The organism is Chryseobacterium sp. JK1 (assembly GCF_050632815.1).
Lineage (GTDB): Bacteria > Bacteroidota > Bacteroidia > Flavobacteriales > Weeksellaceae > Chryseobacterium.
This window is the reverse complement of record NZ_JBODRU010000001.1, coordinates 1,532,401-1,552,624: the sequence shown is the minus strand read 5'-3', so window position 1 is coordinate 1,552,624 and position 20,224 is coordinate 1,532,401. Positions and strand designations below refer to the sequence as shown.

Genomic DNA, 20,224 nt, shown 5'->3' with positions numbered 1-20,224 from the left:
TAATTAACTCTATCTTGCTATTAGCTCATTTTTTAATTCGGAAGGAGATATTTGTTTTACAACCAAGCCTTTCAGAGATTTTGTTACAACTTCCCCGGATTAGGATACTTTATTTTCATAAGGATATCCGAATTTTGTATCAGAAATAAAAGCTGTTCATAATAACTATTTATTTTCAACAGAATATAACCCTCAAAATAAAAAATGATGCAAACAATATTAGGAGCCAACGGCCAAATTGGCGAAGAATTAGCCAGAGAACTGAAACGAAATTATACCTCAGACATCAGAATTGTAAGCAGAAAGGCTGCCAAAGTAAATGATACAGATACTGTTTTTTCTGCTGATCTTTCAGACAGAGAGAAGGCCATAGAAGCGGTAAAAGGAAGTGAAGTTGCCTATTTTACACTTGGACTTCCCATGGATACTGAGCTATGGGAGAAACAATTTCTTCTGATTCTGAAAAACGTAATAGATGCCTGTATCATCAATAAGACAAAACTGGTATTTTTTGACAATACCTATATGTACCCTCAGAATAGCCAAATCCTTACAGAACAAACCCAATTTTCCCCTGTAGGAAGAAAAGGAAAGATCAGAGAAAAAATGGCTAATATGCTTTTGAAAGAAATGGAAGCAGGCACAATAGAAGCCGTCATCTGCAGAGCTCCGGAATTTTATGGTCCCGGAAAAACCCAGAGCATTACCAATAGTCTTATTTTCAATGCAATAAAAGAAGATAAAAAGCTAAAAGTTCCTTTGAGAGAGGATAAAATACGAAGCCTGATCTGGACTCCTGATGCAAGCCGTGCCACTGCACTCATTGGAAATACTCCGGATGCTTTCGGACAAACTTGGCATCTTCCTGTAGACCATCATAAACTTACTTATCAGGAATTTATTGCATTAGCATCTCAGGTTTACGGACAGGAATTCCGATATTCTGTAATTCCGAAGTTTGCTTTTAAAATTGGAGCTTTATTCAACAAAAATGCAAAAGAATTACAGGAACTTCTTCCAAGATATGAATATGATAATATTTTTGATGATTCAAAGTTTAGAAAAAGATTTCCGGAATTTCAAGTTACCACTTATAGACAAGGAATTGAACAGATTAAAAAAGAACAGAAAAAGTAAAACAACGCTTTCAAAATCGTAACTTGGAATTGAAAAGTTTGAATCAATCATTCAACATTAAAAGTTCATCTATGAAAACACCGGAAAAAGTAACCTCCATTACGGCTTTACACCATTATTTGAAGTTGAAGAAACCCTCCAACCCTTTAATCAGTGTTTTTGATTTTAATGATGTTTCCGTTGATCCCCAAACTCTTCTGAGTGCTGTAACTACAGATTTTTATGTGGTTGCCATTAAAAATGAATGTGCCGGGAAGTTCAAATATGGTCAGCAATATTATGATTTTGAAGAAGGAATTATGTACTTTATTGCCCCTCATCAGGTTGTACAGTTTGAAAATATTCTGCTTTCCGAAGTAAAAGGAAGTGTTCTGGTGATTCATCCGGATTTTTTACAGGGCTACCCACTGGCTTCTGCAATAAAAAACTATGGCTATTTTTCCTATACTGCCAATGAAGCACTATTTCTTTCCGAAAAAGAAGAAAAAGCCGTTACAGATATCCTTGAAAATATCAATCGGGAAATAGAAGCCAATATGGATGGCTTTACTCAGGATCTTCTGATATCCAATATCGATTTGCTGCTAAAATATTGTGATCGTTTTTATAACCGTCAGTTTTTAACCAGAAAAAAAGTAAATCACGATCTTCTTATCCAGCTGGAAAATTTACTGGATAACTATTTTAAAAATGAAACACTCGCGGTGGAGGGCATTCCCACAGTACCGTTTCTTGCTTCACAGATGAACATCAGCCCCAATTACCTCAGTGATATGCTAAGAACGCACACTGGGCAGACCACCCAACAGCATATTCAGAACAGATTGATAGAAAAAGCCAAAGAATTGCTTTCCACAACCAACATGTCTGTTTCCGAGATTGCTTATCATTTAGGATTTGAACATCCACAATCGTTCCATCGATTATTTAAAAACCGAACTACCATTTCTCCTGTAGAATTCCGAAAAACTTTTAATTAAAAACCACTTGAAATCTACTAGAAGCATCCAATAACAATAAATCCAAAATTGCTTTTCCTGATTTTGTAATAGATTACCCTCAAAAAATCTGTTATAAAATCCAAAGAAATACCATCCACGTTCCCCTTACCGACAAACATCCGTGAAAATCTGTGTCATCTGTGGTTAAAGATAATGCAATTCTTATGGCGCAAAGTTTTCATTTTTTGAAACTGCTGATTCTAGAAGAGCAAAGAATAGAACCAACTTCGCTGATTCGTTGAAGCTATGCCGCTTCATCTACCCACAATAATCTGTGAAAATCTGCGTCATCTGTGGTTAAAAAATATACTCCCGCCAAAAAGAAGTCTTTTAAACCCATTTTATAGTAAAGATTTAACAATAGTAATAAGACTCATGATGATCACCACTACTCCCACCACCACAAACATTTTTTTAGTAGGAAGTTTGGATGTCAGCATAGCCGAAAACGGAGCTGTAAAAACGCCTCCCAACAATAGTCCTAGAACTATATTCCAATGATGAATCCCAATAGTGAAGATAAAAGTAACAGCACTTGTAACAGTGAGTAGAAATTTAGCAACCGTTGAACTACCTACCACATATCGGGGGATTCTTCCTTCTTTAATCAAAGTTCCTGTAACTAATGGTCCCCATCCGCCACCTGCAAAAGAATCTATAAAACCACCTACCAATCCCAATACTCTGAGATTGGTTCTTTTTTTAACTTTCGTCGGATTCTTTTTTTTGCTTTTGAAGGCATTTCTTAGAATATTCATCCCAAGATACAAAGTATAACAGGCAATAATAGGTTTTACAATATGTGCATAATGTTCCCCATAATGAGATAATGTTAGCGCTCCAATAACAGAACCAACAATGGCCAGCGGAAACAATACCCAAACCATTTTCTTATTTACATTTCCCAATTTGTAATGGCTGAAACTTCCGGCTGCGGTTGTAAATGATTCTGCAGAGTGAATACTCGCACTCACTACAGGCGGAGGAACATTCAGCAATAATAAAATCGTAGTACATATAACACCATATCCCATGCCCATCGATCCGGCTACCATTTCTGCCATAAAACCGGCAAACAGCATCCAGTAAAATATATGACCGTCTTTATTCAGGAAATGTTGAATATCTCCGTAAAGATCAAATTGATAAACAATCAGTCCAAAAATTCCGAAAATCAGGAATATTCCTATGATAGCCAGATAAATATTAGCTTTTCTTTGAGCAATTTTAGTAATATTGATGAATTTCTCAATTTCAACATCGGATTTTTTTCCTTCAGAAAGGTATTCTGTAGTAATTTTGTTAAGCTCTTTCACTTTATAATTAAAATCACCTTTAAGCTGATTCCTGATATTCTGCATATTATCTAATACCATTTCCATTTCATCAGGAATAGTATCTGTAAAGGTTTCTCTTAATCTTTTAGCGATTGTCGGAGATTTTCCATTGGTTGAAATAGCAATTTTAAGGTTTCCCTTTTTAACAATAGAACCAAGATAAAAATCACATAAATCCGGTTTATCTGCAATATTAACCAATACATGATTCTGATGAGCCTGCTCACGAATCTTTCCTGCCAAAGTAATGTCATTCACTGCAATGACTGCAAGATCAATTTCACGAAAATCATTCTCCTCGTAAGGTCTTTCGTGTAGAATAATATTGGGATATTGGCCTTGAAGTTCTCTAACATCCGGAATAATTTCTTTTGCCACCAGTTTTATAGAGGTTTCAGGAGAATTTCCCAAGATAGATTCCAGTTTTTCGAGGGCTACTTTTCCACCGCCAATAATCAGCAGGGAAAGAGTTTCAAGTTTTAAAAATATGGGATATAAAGAATTACTCATCTGATCACAGTTTTAAGTCATAAGTAAAAGCGAGATAATATAAACCTCCAATCTCAGGTCCCGCTGCATATTGAAAATAACGGCGATTCAAAAGATTCGTAGCGCCTAGTTTTATATTGGCATGAATTTCAGGCAATTTCCAGGTAGCCTGAGCATCAAAAGTGTAATATGCAGGAATTCCTCCCGAAGCTAAAGGGCTTTCCCACATAAAACTACTTTGCCATCTCGCAACAATGGTAAACCCTATATTTTTGAGAATTTCTCTGTTTCCTACACTGACATTCACCATCCATTTGGGGGTATTAAAAGCAGTAATAAAAAGATCAGAAGTATTGTTGGAAGCAAGATCATTATAAGAAACATTTGTATTGACATTATAATTTCCTGTTATGTTATACCGTATGCCTAATGAGGTTCCATAACTCTTATAAGTTGTATTGCTGTTGGTATAAACCCTATATCGGTCCTGCTTACTTCTGTCCAGCATCGCAAGAACAGCAGCATTGCTTCCTACCTGACTGGCCTTGGGAACAGCAACTTCTACCTGCCCCAGGAATCCTTCATAAATATTATAATAGAAATCCCAATCCAGAACCAATTTATTGTTAAAGAAGACAGATTTATATCCTACTTCAAAAGAATTGATCTTTTCGGGCTGTAGTTTTTGAAGATGAGCAACTGTTAAAAGCTGCTTATGATCCTGTGCGGCCTGAGCCTGACTTTTTCCTGCATCTACATCAGCATTCACCGCCGCGGTAAACTGATCTATAGAAGCAAGAGTATATGAGTTTTCCAGGTATCCCAGTCCTTCATTTACTTTGGAGAGACCGCCTACTCTTCTCACATTTCCGTTGTTAACGAATGAGAGGGCTTCAAACAGAGAGGGAAACCGATACCCATTCTGAAAAGATGCTCTGAAATTATGCTGATTCACAGGTGAATATACAATGCTTATCCTCGGGTTGAGTTTGGCTTCAAATTCAGGATTTCTATCGATACGTAAAGCTGCATTCAGCTTCAATTTATCATTAAAGAAAACCTTGGTAGCCTGTACAAAAGCTCCATATTTTTCATAAATTACATCTTTCCCGAATGTACCGTTAGCTAAAGGAACATTCCGCTCACTAACGGGTCTGCTGAAATCCACAAAATTGTTCCCATCCGGTGTGATGCTGTACAAACGGTAATCAACTCCCGCAAGAAGGTTGAAAAATTTCACAAACCTGCTGAGATCATAAGTCAATTCCCCTTGGTAAAAGCGTGATTTCTGCTCCAGCTTAGCACCTCCTGTTGCGGGGGCTCCTGCAATTCCTGCATTGGCAGAGTCCCAGTTATTAATCCCGATAATGGTATTTTTCAACTGTTCAAAGGCGGCTGTTCCGGGAACCACTCTGTTTTTGTCGGCCTCTTTGCGGGCCAGGATAAAAGCATCATTAAGATTTACTCCTGCGTTGATGCTGTTTTGTAAAGCAGTCTGAAATAGGCTTTTCCAGTTGTTATTCGAAAGGTTCGTCAGGTCGAGATTATCTGCCAAAGGCTTTAGATTGTAAGAATCTCCTGTATTTTCGATCGATACATATGCTCTGAAGGTTAGTTCTTTGCCGGTAAGCTCTATCTTATGATTCTGAACCGTTGCATTTTGTAAACGTATTTTATTTCCTCTCTGGAAAGTGCCGTCCAGAAGGCCATAGCGATAAACATATGATGCCTTCCACTGATCACCGAAACGATAATACAATCCGGCATCAAATTTTATATTTTTCACTTCCGGGCTCACCAGATCTTTTTCCAGATATCCAGTCCTTGAAACATTAAAGGTGGTTGGTTTTCCGTTATAATCTACTTTTACGGCTACTCTGTTGTTTCTTTCGTCTCCATATTTGTTCCAAAGGTCTTCTGCCGGATTATTGGCCAGTTGAAAATTGGGATTGGCTGTAATGAGTGAATTGGGGTTCTGATCAGTCAGATTATTGGAAATCCAGTCCGTTCCGGTAAAATAGGAGGCATTGATTTTGACTGCCAGATTTTTATTGAAAACTTTGGCAAACCGAAGGGCACTTTCTCCTAATGAACTTATTTTATGGTTAAAATTGTTTACATGATTGATTCCTCCACGGAAATACACACTCAATCCTTCTGAGGTAAATGGATCTTTGGTCTGAAGACTTGCCAACCCGTTAATAGCATTCATTCCGTATAATGCCGAAGCTGCCCCGGGAGTAACTTCCATAGACTGGATGTCTAATTCTGTAGGCCCAATCGCATTTCCCAATGGTACTCCCAACGTTGCAGACTGTACATCTACCCCATCTACCAACTGCATAAAGCGAAAGTTATTAGGAGAATTAAATCCTCTTGAATTAGGAATCTTCAAGGTAAGACTGGAGGTGAGTAACTGTAGCCCTTTTACATTTTCTAAGGTTTCATAAAAAGAGGCGGCAGGACTTTCTCTAATGGTTTTAATATCAATTTTTTCAATCGCTATTGGAGATCGCAGTATTTTTTCCGGAACCCTGGATGCTGAAATTACAACGGCATCAATAATTGTGTTTTGAGGATTCAATCCCACCGTAATTTTATTGGATGGGGAAAGAACTTCAACCGTCTGACTGGTAAATCCCTCTTTATTAATGACCAAACGAAATGGAATGGTTACCCTTGTTCTGATTTTAAAATTCCCCAATTGATCAGTTAATGCTGTATCTTCTGTATTTTGGATCTGTACCTGTACCGAATCCAGCCCTTTGCGGGTTCCTGTACTTTTGATTGTTCCGCTTAGTTCTATAAGCTGCTGCTGGGCTTCCGCCAGGTTAAAAAATAAAAATGTGAATGCGATAATCCCTGCTTTAGGTAGAAAAGTTCCCTGTTTTTTGTTTTTCATTTTTGCTTCATTTTTTAGGTTGAGAATGAAGCTGTCTGAACTTTTTTACTTCTATGATGAAAGTCTTCTATATTGGTTAATATTACAATTGAAGGGCTTAGAATTCCCCTCTTTTAGAGGGGTGGCGAAAATTCAAAGAATTTTTGACGGGGTGGTTCAAGCCATTAATATTATTGCTGAGATTGCTTCACCTTCGGTTCGCAATGACAGTCTGTTAAACTTTCATGATTCAAAAACTTCAAACAGCTCTGTTTGTATTGTTATTTAAGAATCAACAACACATACACATTCGTCCGCCTACATGAAGAGGTTTAGTTTTTTTGTTTTTTTTCAGATCATAATGAAAATTAGCCATATAATTAATTTAAGGTGTGTAAGTAACGGTATGAAAAATCACCAAATGTTTCTTCTGCAAGTTTTTTCTGTACATAAATTCCAAAAAGTTCGTCCAATGTGGTAAGAATTTCTTCTTCGCCTAAGTTTTCTTTAAATTTTGTATTAAGACGCATTCCCAATCGGTCTCCGCCAATATGAAGGTTATATTTGCCATAAGCAGTTCCTACAAAACCTATTTCAGCGTTGGGAGATCTTCCGCAACCATTGGGGCAACCCGTCATACGAATAGTAATATCCTCCTGCAAAAGGCCATATTTTTCAAGGATAGGTTCTATTTTAGTTACCAAAGAAGGTAAATAGCGTTGTGCTTCGGCTAAAGCGAGTGAGCAGGTATTCAGGGCAACACATGCAACAGAGTTTTTACGTAAGGCGCTTGCTCCATTGGTGTAATCTGAAATTCCGTATTCTTTTAGAATGTTTTCAATTTCAGGTTTATCTTTTTCCTCAATATCAGCCAAAATAAGATTCTGATTGCAGGTAAAACGGAAGTTGGCCTTGCCCAATCTGGCAACTTTCAACAATCCCTCTTTCAAAGGATATTCCTGAGTATTGAGCACTCTTCCATGTTCTACAAAGAGAGTATAAAACCATTTCCCTTCATGGTTCTGCATCCAGCCATAGCGATCTTTTCTCTGTTCAAATTTAAATTCTCTGGCAGGCTCAAAGCTGAATCCTGTTCGTTTTTCCACTTCGGCTCTGTACTGATCAATACCTAGTTTATCAATCGTATATTTTAGCCTTGAAAGTTTTCTGTCACTTCTGTTTCCGAAATCTCTTTGTACGGTGATAATCTCGTATACGGCTTTCAGAACTTTTTCTTCTGTGTCTACAAAACCAAGTACAGAGGCAAGTCGTGCATACGTTGCTTCATTTCCGTGAGTGGCTCCCAATCCGCCACCGGCAGCAATATTGTAGCCTACGATTGTATTATCCTCAATGATGGCGATCAGGGCAATATCGTTGATAAACACATCTACATCGTTGTTCGGAGGTACGGCAATCCCGATCTTTAATTTTCTGGGAAGATAGCGGTCCTGATATAGAGGATCTTCTTCTGATTTTCTGTCTACAAGCAATTCATCATCAATCCATATATCATAATATGATTGGGTTTTAGGAAGACACATTTCACTTATCTTTCCTGCCAGTTCATAAGCTTCCTGATGCAAAGGTGATTCTGAAGGATTGGCTGTACAGGTTACATTTCTGTTCACATCTCCACAAGCAGCGATAGAATCCAGGTGCTGGAGATTAAAACTCTGAATCGTTGGTCTTAAATGTGATTTTAAGATCCCATGAAGCTGTATCGTCTGTCTTGTTGTAATTTTGATGGTTCCCGTGGAATGATCTTCTGCGGTTTCATTCAATCCTACCCATTGTTCCGGGGTTAAGAAGCCTCCTGGAAGTCTGAGACGGATCATGTAAGAATACAACCATTCCAGCTTTTTGGAAACACGTTCTTCTCTTCGGTCTCTGTCATCCTGCTGATACATTCCGTGAAATTTGATCAGGGTCTGGTCATCTTCTCTGATGGCTCCTGTAATATGATCTGCAAGACTTTCTTTTAAGGTTCCCCTAAGGCCGTTACTCGCAGTTTTGATCCTTTCTACAGGAGAAAGGTTATCTTTATTGCTCATAGATTGATTTCTTTAAATTTTACAATTATTTTTGTTTCAGATTAATAAACGTCTTTAGCATATCTTCCGGCCAGTTCCATTTCTTCCAGGTAATGAAGCGCTTCTTCTTTGCTTCGTTTTCCTTCTTTCTGAATAATATTGACGAGTGTTTCTTCCACATCCCGGCTCATAGGTTCTTTTGCTCCGCAGACATATACAGATGCTCCTCCTTCCAGCCAATAAAAAACTTCCTGAGCTTTCTGTTCGAGTTTATGCTGTACATATATTTTTTCTGCTGTATCTCTGGAGAAAGCGAGATCTAAGTGAGTAAGACTTCCTGTTTTAAGGAGCTCCTGAAGCTCAGCCTGATAAAGGAAATCTGAGACAAAGTTCCGGTCTCCGAAAAACAGCCAGTTTCTTCCTTCCGCGCCTAAAGCATCACGCTCCCAAAGGAATGATCTGAAAGGAGCAATCCCTGTTCCCGGGCCAATCATAATAATGTCTTTATTGGTTTCAGGAAGTTTAAAATGTCCGGCATCCTGAATGTAAAACTCTATATTTTCTCCTTCCTTAAAATCACTTAAGAAACCGCTGCAAAGTCCATTGTGTTTCTGATGATCAATAAAAAACTCTGATTTGGCTACAGTAATATGAATTTCGTTCTCCCCGTGTGCTTCTAAAGATGATGAAATAGAATAAAGACGAGGAGCCTGTCCCGTTAATATCTGGATCACTTCTTCAAATTCTTCAGCATTTTTTACCGGGTAAATTCTTAACAGATCAAGAAGACTTAAGCGAACTTCAGGAATAGAATGTCCCGTAATGTTAGCATACTGAGCGACTACAGATTTCAGCAAATAACTGATATTAAGATATCTGTATAATAATTCTTCTGCAGTATCAGTCACTTTTTGGGTCTCAATTTTTCTGCTACGATCTATTCCTGTTAAATTTAGAATTTCTTCAACTGCTTTTTTTGAATTGAGAGGAACGATTCCTAAAGCAGCTCCCGGTTGGTAAACAAGAGCATCTTCTGTTTCTATTTCAATATGATAGGTTTCTTTTTCTGAGGTAATATCATTCAGATTGACTGTAGCAGAAACTTTTCCTTTGTATTTCTTTCTTCCTGATGTTGCTTTTGAAGGTGTACTGTTTTTTATCGTATGATCAGAAGTTTTACTTACTGTTTCGAATACATGTTCAATCCAATGAATTGCTTCTTCTTCATAATCAATATCACATCTTTTCAAGGAGATGATACGCTGAGCACCCAAAATTTCGAAACGGGAGTCAACGTCTTCACCTGTCTTGCAAAATTGAGGATAGCTGCTGTCTCCTAGCGCCAGAATACCAAATTTCAATGCACTCAGATCGATATCATTCTCGTGAATATGATCGTAGAACTTTTTGGCCAGAGCAGGGGGTTCTCCCTCTCCCTGAGTACTGATAATAACAAAAAAGAATTCTTCTTTGTTCAGATCTTTAGCTTTGTATTGGGAAAGATCTGCTAATTTGACCTGGATTCCTTTTTTCTTAACAATTCCGGCCAGTACTGTCGCTAGTTTTTTGCTGTTTCCTGTTTCTGTTCCATACGCCAGCGTGATTTTTTTCACTGTATTTGGCAGCGTATTTTCAAGCTGTTGGGGAGGCAATACAGCGGTGAGAGAATTTCCTCCTGCTATTCCCGCAAGATATCCACTGGCCCAGATGGCTTCATCTCTGGAGAAATCTCCGGATATTTGTTGTAATAAATTCAGTTTATTTTCAGACAGCATATTCAAAGAAATTTTGATTTTTAGGGATTAGGCTTCCATTTTCCACCGATTTGAAGTAAAGGCCTTCCTTTTCTGTATTTTCAAGCCATGCAAATTCTTCATGCAGATTAACAATTTTACCCACAACAACCAATGAGGGTGAAACAAAGGTTTTATTTCCAAATGTTCGATTAAAATCCTCAAATGAAGAGGTATACACTTTTTGATATGGAGTTGTAGCCTGTTCAATAATGGCAATTTTTTTATCCTCGGAGATCCCAAGCTGTCTGAATTTCTCTACAAGCTTGGTAAGGTTTCCTTTCGACATATAGAAAACAAGGGTATCACTGGTTAGGGCAAGTTCTTTCCAATATTCTTCATTCAGAATATCGGATTTGTAGTAGGTAAGAAACCGTACCGAAGTTGAATATCCTCTTGCTGTTAAAGGCATTCCCGCAAAAGCAGCGGCTCCAAGAGCAGCCGTAATTCCCGGGATGATCTCGTAAGGGATGCGATTGTCTTTTAAAGCCTGTAGCTCATCCAGAATATTCGAAAATATAGAAACATCTCCGCCTTTAAGCCTTACAATGGTTTTATTCTGGTGAGCATATTCTACCATTAAAGTATTGATATGAGACTGAGGAGTAGACGCATTTTTGCTGCATTCTTTGCCTACATAGATTATTTCTGTGTGTGCTTGTGCATACGTTTCCAGAATTTCGGGGCTTACAAGACGGTCACATAAAATGACATCTGCCTTTTCAATAGCTTTCACTGCTTTTACTGTGATGAGTTCGGGGTTGCCGGGCCCTGCACCGATAAGGTAAACCTTTGGTGATTGTATTGTTGTTTTCATTGAAGTCGTTGTTAGTTAAGGATTAAAAGAGTCCTTCTACAGAAAGATACCTTTCCCCGGTATCGTAGTTTACGGTTAGAATTTTAGCGTTTGAAGGTATTTGCGGTAAATGTTTTGCGATGGCAGCTAAAGCGGCTCCGGTAGAAACTCCTACAAAAAGGCCTTCTTTTTTGGCTGCATTAAGGGCATATTCATAAGCTTCGTCCTTTCCTACGGTGATTACTCCATCCAAAAGGGTAATATCCAGAATGGAAGGTACAAATCCGGCTCCGAGACCTTGTAAAGGGTGTGGTGCAGGACTTCCACCGCTTAATACTGGAGACAGTTCAGGTTCTACGGCAATTACTTTTACATGAGGAAATTTTTCCTTTACTACTTTTGCAATTCCGGTAATGTGTCCTCCGGTTCCTACTCCAGTAATGATATAATCGAGGCCGTCGGGAAAATCCTGAAGGATCTCTTGTGCTGTTGTCTCTGTATGTATTTTTACATTGGCAGGATTATCAAACTGTCTTGGAATCCATGAATTTGGAGTTTCTTCAGCCAGTTCATTCGCTTTTTCAATAGCTCCTTTCATTCCTTTTTCCTTTGGAGTAAGAACGAATTCGGCTCCGTAGGCTTCCATAATCTTACGACGTTCTATACTCATGCTTTCGGGCATTACGAGAATGAGTTTATATCCTTTAACAGCCGCTACCAATGCAAGACCAATACCTGTGTTTCCGCTGGTAGGTTCTATAATTGTACTGTCATTATTTAATAATCCTTTGGCTTCAGCATCTTCAATCATTGCCAGTGCTATTCTGTCTTTAATGCTTCCGCCAGGGTTATTTTTTTCCAATTTGATCCAGACTTCATGATTGGAACTGAAAAGGTTGTTGATTTTCACGACGGGTGTATTGCCAATCGTTTCTAATGCGTTCTGAAATTTCATATCAATGTAATTTTTATTTTTTGTTTTTTATATCACAAAGTTTAAAGATTCCGGTAAGGAACTGTTATCCTTTATTTTAATTTCACTTTTATGGAAGACCAACGATTGGGCAGGCACGTCCTGAGTGATCCATACATTTCCTCCAATGATGCTTTCCCGACCTATTGTCGTATTTCCTCCAAGGATAGTGGCTCCCGAATAGATAATAACATCATCTTCAATATTGGGATGTCTCTTCTGATTGGCTTTCTCTTTGGAAACATTCAGCGCACCAAGAGTTACCCCCTGATAGATTTTGACGTGGTTTCCTATGATGGTGGTTTCTCCAATGACAATTCCTGTTCCGTGATCAATAAAAAAGGATTCTCCGATCACCGCTCCGGGATGAATATCTATTCCCGTCTTACTGTGAGCATATTCTGAAATGACGCGTGGTAATATCTTTACTTCCTGGTTCCAGAGCTGATGTGAAATACGATAAACGTAGGTGGCAAAAAAGCCGGGATAAGCAAGATAAACCTCATCGAGTGAGTCTGCAGCAGGATCAAATTCTAAAATTGATTTTGCATCAAGTACCAATTGATCATACAGCCCCGGTAATGCTTCAAAGAACCTGTTCACATGAGATTGAGTATCTTCCTTATCTGCGGTTATCGTATTGATCAGTTCAGAAAGAGTTTTCTGTAAGGTTTCAAAATCTTTTTCCAGCTGTTCTTCAGTATTGTCATTTTGGGGAAGGAAAAGTACTTCGTACAGTTCTTTGACCCATTTTTTGGTCTTTATTTTATCAAAAAATCCATGAATATTATTTTCTTTTGTATGATGAATTTTCTGAATTAAATGATTGGAAATTGTCATCTTTTCTATTGAATTATACAGGCTGCAACAGTTGAATTAGAAGTTTCATCTACCAAAATTGCAGACCCTGTTGTTTTATTATTGATAAAACGATCATAGACCAAAGGTTGTGCCGTTCGAAGGGTAACTTTCACAATTTCATTAAGTTTGATATCGGAATCAACTTGTTCCTGTTGAAGAGTATTCACATCGATCTTATAATCTACTTCTTTAACAATGGCTTTTACCAGTCTGCTATTTTGTTGCAGCAGATATTTATTACCAGGCTTTAAAGGTTTCTGATCCAGCCAGCATAAAAGAACCTCAACATCTTTTTCTGTAGCCGGAAGCTGATCTTCTGTAGCAAAAATATCTCCCCTACTGATATCTACATCGTGAACCGTATGAATAACAACAGGCTGCCCCTCAAATGCTTCTTCTTTTTCCAATCCGTTGATCTCAATTTTTGAAATTTCGGTTACCAGACCTGCAGGAAGTATCTGTATCTGATCTCCCTTTTTGAAATGCCCGCTCAATATCTGCCCCGCATATCCTCTGTAATCATGAAGTTCTTCCGTTTGAGGACGGATAACATACTGGACCTGAAAACGACTTCCTGTATTCAATTCTTCATTCAGGGTCACCTGTTCCAGATATTCCAGAAGAGAGTTTCCTTCGTACCAATCTGTTCTGGATGAAGTGGAAACAATATTGTCACCTTTGAGCGCGGAAATCGGAAAATAACTTACCTCTTTCAATCCCAGATTTTCTGCAATTTTTGAATAATCGGATTTGATGGTTTCAAAAACATCTTCGGAATAATCTACCATATCCATTTTATTAATGGCTACAGCAACCTTTTTCAGTTGCAAAAGAGATGCGATAATAGAATGTCTTCGGGTTTGCTCTATCACTCCTTTTCTGGCATCTATCAAAATGACCATCAAATCGGAGTTGGAAGCTCCTGTGATCATGTTTCGTGTATATTGTACATGTCCTGGTGCATCCGCAATGATGAATTTTCGTTTGGTAGTAGAAAAATAACGGTAAGCCACATCAATGGTTATTCCCTGTTCTCTTTCCGCCCGCAATCCGTCTGTTAAAAGAGCAAGATCTACACCGTCTTCATTTTTATTTTTAGAGTGTTTTTCAAGGACTTCCAGCTGGTCCTGTAAAATACTTTTGCTATCGTAAAGCAGTCTTCCGATAAGGGTACTTTTACCGTCATCTACACTTCCTGCTGTTATAAATCTTAATATATCCATCCGATTTTAATTATAAATTATATAGGTTAATTGATGAAACTGCTTTGGAAAATTACCAATCAATTAGCTTTAAAAATATCCTCCTTTTTTTCTGTCTTCCATGGCGGCTTCTGTTACTCTGTCATCAATACGGGTTTCTCCGCGTTCTGAAATTCTTGTGGCAACAATTTCTTCAATCACAGAATCTATGGTAGCGGCACTGGATTCTACAGCGGCAGTGCAGGTCATATCTCCTACTGTTCTGTATCGTACTTTTTTCGTGGTAATGATATCTTCAGGCTCCAGGAAGACGTGTGATGAATTGGCCAGCCATTGTCCATTAAAGTCAATCACTTCTCTTTCGTGCGAAAAATAGATAGAAGGTAAGGCTATCTTTTCTCTGCGGATATAGTTCCAAATATCAAGCTCGGTCCAGTTACTGATGGGAAAAACTCTTACATTTTCTCCTTTCTGAATTTTTCCGTTGAAAATATTCCATAGCTCGGGTCGCTGAAGTTTAGGGTCCCATTGTCCGAATTCATCACGAACAGAGAATATTCTTTCTTTAGCTCTGGCTTTTTCCTCATCTCTTCTTGCTCCTCCAATACAGGCATCAAATTCAAACTCTTCTATCGTATCAAGCAAAGTATAGGTCTGGAGCCAGTTTCTGCTGGGGAATTTCCCTTTAGCTTCGGTTAATTTTTTACTTTTTATGGTATCTTCAACCTTTCTTGCCACCAGATTGACATTCAATTGCTTTACCAGCTGATCACGAAAATCTAAAACCTCCGGAAAATTGTGTCCTGTATCTACATGAACGAATGTAAAAGGGATTTTCCCATGCAGAAAAGCTTTTCTTGCCAGATGAGCCAGCACAATACTGTCTTTCCCTCCGCTGAATAATAAAGCAGGACGCTCAAACTGACCCGCAACTTCTCTTAATATATAAATAGATTCAGATTCTAATTGATCCAGATAGTTTAATTGGTATTTTGACATATTTTTATTTTTTATTGATGAATATGGAGACCGCATTCCTTTTTATTGGCATCTTCCCACCACCAACGGCCTGCTCTGAAATCTTCGCCTTCTTTAATGGCTCTGGTACAAGGTTCACATCCTATGCTCACAAATCCTTTTTTATGCAGATGATTATAAGGTAAGTGATATTTTTTTACATACTCTGAAACCTGTTCGGAACTCCAGTGAAGGATGGGATGGAACTTGATGATATTATTGTCCGGATCCCACTCTATTTGTGGCATACTTTGCCGGTTGGAAGAATGTTCTGACCGCAACCCGGTGATCCATACCTGATATCCTTTCAGGGCTTTTTTCAATGGATGAACTTTGCGAATGGCACAACAGGTTTTTCTTTGTTCTACGGACTGGTAAAATGAGTCGGGACCGTTTTCAGAAATGAAGCTTTTCAATTCTTCAGTATCGGGATAATAGGCTTTGATATTCTTTTTGAAGAAAGCCCTTGTGTTGGTCCAGGTTTCATAAGTCTGTTCAAAAAGTCGCCCTGTATCCAGAGTAAAAATATCAATATTGAGATCTTTTATCAGATGAGTGACTACCTGGTCTTCATAGCTGAAACTGGTAGAGAAAATAACTTTATCAGGAAATCTGTCTGCCAGAGTTTGCAGTTCATTGCCTCGAAAAGTGCCTTCAGAAAGCTCTTTCAGAAGTATATCGTATTCATTTTTAAGAATGTTTTCCATTTCCATTCGAATTTTTGTATTGCAAATATATATAAAATTCTATAACTCCTATCAAAATAGTAGAGTTTAAGTGAAAAAAAATTATTTGTTACTAATAAACTTAGTCAGAGTCGCTTCCATCATGCTTGTTCTGGTCTTTTCACGAACGATCATTAATTCTTTTCTAAGGTAACATACTGCTTCATTCACACAATCGTCGCAGGCTTCGTAAAAGTTTAAAGATACGCATGGAGTAAGCGCGATGGGACCGTCAAAAATACGGTAAATATCTGCCAGAGAGACCTCATCGGGAGATTTCAGGAGATAATACCCTCCTACTTTTCCTTGTTTGCTGTTGACCAGTTTTGCTCTTTTAAGTTCCAGCAGAATCTGTTCTAAAAATTTTTTGGGAATATTTTCGTCCTGTGCAATAATGGAAGTGGGCAGAAAGCCTTGATTGTAGTTTCTTGCTAATCTGACCATTGCTTTCAGTGCGTATTTGCAACGTTTTGACATCATAATTTCTGCAAGTTATGATAAATTATTTTATTTATGAAATGTTTTATAACGAAGTAATGGATTAGAACCAACTATAAAATCCGTTGATTTGCGGCCCTTCCGAAAGAGAAAATATTTTTCATATTTCGAGGTTGGTATCAGAATCTATCTAATTTTTCTGTAATATAAAGTAAGCCAGTTCTCTATCTTCACGTTTCAGGTTTTCAATTCTTGCAAAGTTGCTTTTGAGAAGTACTTTTTGAGATCCGATGTTGTCAAGATTTGTTACGGCAACGATATCTTTTTCATGATTTAATGATGAGCAAAAATCTATAAGTGCTTTACACACATTCGTTCCCAAGCCTTTTCCCCAGTAGTTTTCTCCTAAGATATACCCTATTTCTACTTGTTCAGGATTGTCGAGAAAGATTCTGGCAAGACACATTCCTATGAAATCATTGTTTTGGGCATTAAATACTCCCCATCGGCTAAAGCTTCCTTCCTGATAATCTGACAATGCTTTTTCAAACATTTCTTTATATTCTTCAGGGGTTTTATAGGGAAGATAGCGGGTAACATTTTCGTTTTCAAAAAGTGTGGAGAATAAATAAAATTCCTGAGGGGCAAACTCTCGGATAATAATTGTACTGTCTTCGTAATACATAGAAACAGGATTTGGTTGATAAGATTCAATAAAATTACATTAATATCCTTAATTTTGAAGTAATCATCTATAAATTTATTGATTTGAAACTCCCACTCTCCTATTATTCCAACCAAGATGTTCTTTTTCTGGCACGAGATCTTTTGGGAAAAGTACTTTTTACTGAAATTGATGGCAACAAAACCGCTGGTATTATTGTAGAAACAGAAGCTTATAATGGTGTATTAGATAAGGCTTCTCATGCGTATGGAGGGAGACGTACCGATCGCACAGAAATCTTGTATGACAATGGAGGGGCTTCCTATGTTTATCTGTGTTATGGAATCCATCATCTTTTTAATGTGGTAACCTCTGTGAAGGATGAACCTCATGCTGTTTTAATAAGAGCCGTTGAACCGTTTTTAGGCAAAGAATTCATGGAAGCCAGACGAAAAATGCCAGTTACCAAAGCTGCAATATCTTCCGGTCCCGGATCTGCAGCAAAGGCATTAGGTATTGACAGAACTTTCAACAAAAAAGATCTTACCGGAAATGAAATCTGGATTGAAGATCGCGGAATTCACTATCCTGCTGAAGACATTATTGAAGTTCCCAGAATAGGTGTTGCCTATGCACAGGAAGACGCGCTTCTGCCGTGGCGTTTCTTTGTGAAAGGAAATCAATATGTGAGTAAACCTAATACATTATAAAATATTTTCAAAGAATAGCTAAAGAAATAGATCTTTTTTCCTTAACTGTGCTTTTTTAAAATTTAAAATGCAGATCACCTTTATTCTTGACTGCTAAATAAAATTCTTTATATGATGTAACGAGATCTTCTAGTGAAAATCCGCGGTTAAGTCCACTAGTATTAGGGAGAACCCATACTTTAGCTCCACAAAAATCCTCATCTTGCAATCCCCACAGAATCTCTTTCTTTTTAGAAAATGCTTTATATGCTGCCTTACCAAGAAAAGCGATGTATCTGGGGTGAAATTCAGTGATTTTTTCTTTAAAAGCTTCCAGAGCGTCATCAAATTCTTCTTTTGAAAGCTCATCTGCACGGGAAGTCGCTCTGGTTACTGCAGTTGTCAAACCATATCCAAAGTCTAAAATACGGGTATCATGAATGGCTTCAACCTCATAAGGTGTGAAACCGGATTGATGAAGAACCCTCCAAAAGCGGTTGCTTCTTCCTGAAAAATGATACCCGTCATTCGCTGATTTTAATCCTGGGTTAATTCCACAAAAGATAACATCGAGATGGTGAGCAATAATATCTGTTAACATTCTTGAATCGCCTTAATTGTAAGGAGCAATTTAGTAATATTTAAGGTCTTTTTATCTATTAGCAATGAAATCTACTTTTCCCTATACTATCATACTTCTATATAATAGATTATTAACCAAGGTAAATTTAATAGTAATAAATTATTATTTTTAGGTAATATTTCAACAAAAATTCACCGATTAGCGAATTATATGAAATAATTCATTATATTTACATGGATACAATATATTAATCTCAAAATAGATGCGAAAATACATTTATCAGCTGTAATCACTTTTTCCTTTTTCCTATTAAATATATGTTTAAGTAGGGATTAGTACTCTTCGATTCACAAGGTATTTTTATTCTAACTGCTTCTATAAGAATTGACTAAAATATTACTTATTCAAATTAAAAAAGATAATCTATTCCCTCATGATTGTCTCTTTTATCAATACAATAATGATTTTAAAAAAATTATTGCGCGTTAGATTCTAATACACAAATACAAAAGAGTGGCATCTATGCCACTCTTTATTTTATTCAACAAAATGTTTAATGATAACCGTTGACAACTGCTTTTACAGCAAGTTTTTCTTTAAAAATTCTTCCAGATCTTTACCATGGAGATTTTTCGCCACAATAGTTCCTTCTCCATTGATGATCACATTGAAAGGAAGTTCATCCACTTCATAAGTTTTGGCAACGGGGCTTTTCCAGAATTTCAGATCACTGATCTGAACCCAGTTGATTTCAAAACGATCTATTGCTTTTTGCCAACTGTCTTTATTTTTATCCAAAGAAACCCCAAGGATTTCAAATGTGTTATTCTTCACCTGTTCAGAATAGGTCGTATAAAGAGATCTCAGCTCAGGCTGTTCTTCTACACACGGTGCACACCACGTTGCCCAGAAGTCTATTAAAACAAGCTTTCCTTTAAGTGTGGAAAAAGAAAAAACAGTTCCGTCCGCTTTCGTCATATTAATTTCAGGAGCCTTCTTCCCTATTTCTATTTTGCCATTTTGAGCAAAAGCAAGTCCGGAAATTACCATTAACAATAATATAAAACGAACCTTCATACTAATCATTTGTAGGATAATCTTTATCCAGCCAATCTGTTTTAATGTTCTTAGGCAGATTCAAGAGTTTTGCATTCTTGAAGCCAAGCTCCATCAATAAATTAAAAGCAGGACGGATATTAGGACATTTTACGAAAGGACAGCATCCACAGTAGATTACAATTTCCTTATCCTTGGGAACATTTTTCAGATAGTTTCTTAACTTCTCCAGGTTTTCAGGCTCCCGGGTTGGTCCTATATCCACAGAACCTTTAATGATGGCTTCAGGCCCTACCGAAAGGATAACCAGATCTTTTGTTTTCTTTTTTTCAATTCTTGATGCCAGCAAAGCAGGATCCATAAGCTGGCTGTCTTTCCATGGATCAGGTTTTTGTTGTGCGTGGCCAAATATAGAACAGACCATGCAGACCATAATAAACAAATACTTCATACTTCTATTTTTTACAAAGATAAATGAAGAAGTTGAACATTGAAAACAATATACGCAACCTTTTTCCTTTCATGATTTTTCAGTTCGTTATGGAATAA

General features: G+C 37.5%; 18 protein-coding genes. 3 read left to right on the top strand and 15 right to left on the bottom strand.

From position 1 onward, the window contains the following. The first annotated feature begins 207 nt into the window (after window positions 1-207). Together ACQ76T_RS06960 and ACQ76T_RS06955 are read left to right on the top strand one after the other, a co-directional pair. Entirely contained in the window at window positions 208-1,137 is a 930-nt protein-coding gene (locus tag ACQ76T_RS06960) for an NAD-dependent epimerase/dehydratase family protein (RefSeq protein ID WP_431343725.1), read from the top strand. 71 nt (window positions 1,138-1,208) lie between these two features. Next, complete coding sequence (locus ACQ76T_RS06955; protein WP_431342595.1) at window positions 1,209-2,117, top strand: helix-turn-helix domain-containing protein; 909 nt, start codon at window positions 1,209-1,211, stop codon at window positions 2,115-2,117. A 362-nt stretch (window positions 2,118-2,479) separates the two neighbouring features. On the opposite strand, the gene ACQ76T_RS06950 is transcribed toward ACQ76T_RS06955, so the two are convergent. The 12 genes from ACQ76T_RS06950 to ACQ76T_RS06895 all read right to left on the bottom strand — a co-directional run bounded on the left by ACQ76T_RS06950 (window position 2,480) and on the right by ACQ76T_RS06895 (window position 17,368). After that, entirely contained in the window at window positions 2,480-3,985 is a 1,506-nt protein-coding gene (locus ACQ76T_RS06950) for a TSUP family transporter (RefSeq protein WP_431342594.1), read from the bottom strand. 4 nt (window positions 3,986-3,989) lie between these two features. Beyond that, on the bottom strand, window positions 3,990-6,866 hold the full coding sequence (locus ACQ76T_RS06945) for a TonB-dependent receptor (protein ID WP_431342593.1): 2,877 nt from the start codon (window positions 6,864-6,866) through the stop codon (window positions 3,990-3,992). Between the two features lie 359 nt (window positions 6,867-7,225). Next, window positions 7,226-8,899 carry an NADPH-dependent assimilatory sulfite reductase hemoprotein subunit gene (locus ACQ76T_RS06940; RefSeq protein WP_431342592.1) on the bottom strand — a complete coding sequence of 558 codons (1,674 nt, stop codon included), beginning with the start codon at window positions 8,897-8,899 and terminating at the stop codon, window positions 7,226-7,228. Window positions 8,900-8,940: 41 nt separating this feature from the next. Then, a complete protein-coding gene (locus ACQ76T_RS06935; protein ID WP_431342591.1) occupies window positions 8,941-10,653 on the bottom strand; it encodes a diflavin oxidoreductase in 1,713 nt (570 codons plus the stop codon). Continuing rightward, entirely contained in the window at window positions 10,643-11,488 is an 846-nt protein-coding gene (gene cobA / locus ACQ76T_RS06930; protein ID WP_431342590.1) for a uroporphyrinogen-III C-methyltransferase, read from the bottom strand. The genes ACQ76T_RS06935 and cobA overlap by 11 nt, the downstream gene beginning before the upstream one ends. 22 nt (window positions 11,489-11,510) lie before the next feature. Beyond that, complete coding sequence (gene cysK, locus ACQ76T_RS06925) at window positions 11,511-12,422, bottom strand: cysteine synthase A (RefSeq protein ID WP_431342589.1); 912 nt, start codon at window positions 12,420-12,422, stop codon at window positions 11,511-11,513. Window positions 12,423-12,449: 27 nt separating this feature from the next. Beyond that, window positions 12,450-13,280, bottom strand: coding sequence for a serine O-acetyltransferase EpsC (epsC, locus tag ACQ76T_RS06920; RefSeq protein WP_431342588.1), 831 nt, complete (start codon window positions 13,278-13,280; stop codon window positions 12,450-12,452). A gap of 5 nt (window positions 13,281-13,285) precedes the next feature. After that, window positions 13,286-14,524: a sulfate adenylyltransferase subunit 1 gene (locus ACQ76T_RS06915; RefSeq protein ID WP_431342587.1), complete on the bottom strand. Its 1,239-nt coding sequence runs from the start codon at window positions 14,522-14,524 to the stop codon at window positions 13,286-13,288. A gap of 69 nt (window positions 14,525-14,593) precedes the next feature. Next, window positions 14,594-15,502 carry a sulfate adenylyltransferase subunit CysD gene (gene cysD / locus ACQ76T_RS06910; protein WP_431342586.1) on the bottom strand — a complete coding sequence of 303 codons (909 nt, stop codon included), beginning with the start codon at window positions 15,500-15,502 and terminating at the stop codon, window positions 14,594-14,596. 11 nt (window positions 15,503-15,513) lie between these two features. Beyond that, window positions 15,514-16,227 (bottom strand): phosphoadenylyl-sulfate reductase, encoded by a 714-nt coding sequence (locus ACQ76T_RS06905; protein ID WP_431342585.1) that lies wholly within the window; start codon window positions 16,225-16,227, stop codon window positions 15,514-15,516. Between the two features lie 81 nt (window positions 16,228-16,308). Beyond that, complete coding sequence (locus tag ACQ76T_RS06900; protein WP_431342584.1) at window positions 16,309-16,725, bottom strand: RrF2 family transcriptional regulator; 417 nt, start codon at window positions 16,723-16,725, stop codon at window positions 16,309-16,311. 148 nt (window positions 16,726-16,873) lie between these two features. Continuing rightward, window positions 16,874-17,368, bottom strand: a complete 495-nt coding sequence (locus tag ACQ76T_RS06895; protein WP_431342583.1) for a GNAT family N-acetyltransferase — start codon at window positions 17,366-17,368, stop codon at window positions 16,874-16,876. Window positions 17,369-17,451: 83 nt separating this feature from the next. Between ACQ76T_RS06895 and ACQ76T_RS06890 the strand changes: the two genes are divergently transcribed. Beyond that, the gene (locus tag ACQ76T_RS06890; RefSeq protein ID WP_431342582.1) at window positions 17,452-18,057 is read left to right on the top strand and encodes a DNA-3-methyladenine glycosylase; all 606 of its coding nucleotides are present in this window, start codon (window positions 17,452-17,454) and stop codon (window positions 18,055-18,057) included. Window positions 18,058-18,112: 55 nt separating this feature from the next. Here ACQ76T_RS06890 and mug read toward each other — a convergent pair whose 3' ends face one another. The 3 genes from mug to ACQ76T_RS06875 form a co-directional block, all read right to left on the bottom strand. Then, window positions 18,113-18,637: a G/U mismatch-specific DNA glycosylase gene (gene mug, locus ACQ76T_RS06885; protein WP_431342581.1), complete on the bottom strand. Its 525-nt coding sequence runs from the start codon at window positions 18,635-18,637 to the stop codon at window positions 18,113-18,115. 561 nt (window positions 18,638-19,198) lie between these two features. Further along, window positions 19,199-19,696, bottom strand: a complete 498-nt coding sequence (locus ACQ76T_RS06880) for a TlpA family protein disulfide reductase (RefSeq protein ID WP_431342580.1) — start codon at window positions 19,694-19,696, stop codon at window positions 19,199-19,201. Window position 19,697: 1 nt separating this feature from the next. Beyond that, the gene (locus ACQ76T_RS06875) at window positions 19,698-20,126 is read right to left on the bottom strand and encodes a rhodanese-like domain-containing protein (RefSeq protein ID WP_431342579.1); all 429 of its coding nucleotides are present in this window, start codon (window positions 20,124-20,126) and stop codon (window positions 19,698-19,700) included. Between the last annotated feature and the right edge of the window lie 98 nt (window positions 20,127-20,224).

What these genes read in the sequence shown, in the direction of transcription:
- ACQ76T_RS06960 (WP_431343725.1), top strand. Translation starts at nt 208, where the DNA reads ATGCAAACAATATTAGGAGCCAACGGCCAAATTGGCGAAGAATTAGCC.
- ACQ76T_RS06955 (WP_431342595.1), top strand. Translation starts at nt 1,209, where the DNA reads ATGAAAACACCGGAAAAAGTAACCTCCATTACGGCTTTACACCATTAT.
- ACQ76T_RS06950 (WP_431342594.1), bottom strand. Translation starts at nt 3,985, where the DNA reads ATGAGTAATTCTTTATATCCCATATTTTTAAAACTTGAAACTCTTTCC.
- ACQ76T_RS06945 (WP_431342593.1), bottom strand. Translation starts at nt 6,866, where the DNA reads ATGAAAAACAAAAAACAGGGAACTTTTCTACCTAAAGCAGGGATTATC.
- ACQ76T_RS06940 (WP_431342592.1), bottom strand. Translation starts at nt 8,899, where the DNA reads ATGAGCAATAAAGATAACCTTTCTCCTGTAGAAAGGATCAAAACTGCG.
- ACQ76T_RS06935 (WP_431342591.1), bottom strand. Translation starts at nt 10,653, where the DNA reads ATGCTGTCTGAAAATAAACTGAATTTATTACAACAAATATCCGGAGAT.
- cobA (WP_431342590.1), bottom strand. Translation starts at nt 11,488, where the DNA reads ATGAAAACAACAATACAATCACCAAAGGTTTACCTTATCGGTGCAGGG.
- cysK (WP_431342589.1), bottom strand. Translation starts at nt 12,422, where the DNA reads ATGAAATTTCAGAACGCATTAGAAACGATTGGCAATACACCCGTCGTG.
- epsC (WP_431342588.1), bottom strand. Translation starts at nt 13,280, where the DNA reads ATGACAATTTCCAATCATTTAATTCAGAAAATTCATCATACAAAAGAA.
- ACQ76T_RS06915 (WP_431342587.1), bottom strand. Translation starts at nt 14,524, where the DNA reads ATGGATATATTAAGATTTATAACAGCAGGAAGTGTAGATGACGGTAAA.
- cysD (WP_431342586.1), bottom strand. Translation starts at nt 15,502, where the DNA reads ATGTCAAAATACCAATTAAACTATCTGGATCAATTAGAATCTGAATCT.
- ACQ76T_RS06905 (WP_431342585.1), bottom strand. Translation starts at nt 16,227, where the DNA reads ATGGAAAACATTCTTAAAAATGAATACGATATACTTCTGAAAGAGCTT.
- ACQ76T_RS06900 (WP_431342584.1), bottom strand. Translation starts at nt 16,725, where the DNA reads ATGATGTCAAAACGTTGCAAATACGCACTGAAAGCAATGGTCAGATTA.
- ACQ76T_RS06895 (WP_431342583.1), bottom strand. Translation starts at nt 17,368, where the DNA reads ATGTATTACGAAGACAGTACAATTATTATCCGAGAGTTTGCCCCTCAG.
- mug (WP_431342581.1), bottom strand. Translation starts at nt 18,637, where the DNA reads ATGTTAACAGATATTATTGCTCACCATCTCGATGTTATCTTTTGTGGA.
- ACQ76T_RS06880 (WP_431342580.1), bottom strand. Translation starts at nt 19,696, where the DNA reads ATGAAGGTTCGTTTTATATTATTGTTAATGGTAATTTCCGGACTTGCT.
- ACQ76T_RS06875 (WP_431342579.1), bottom strand. Translation starts at nt 20,126, where the DNA reads ATGAAGTATTTGTTTATTATGGTCTGCATGGTCTGTTCTATATTTGGC.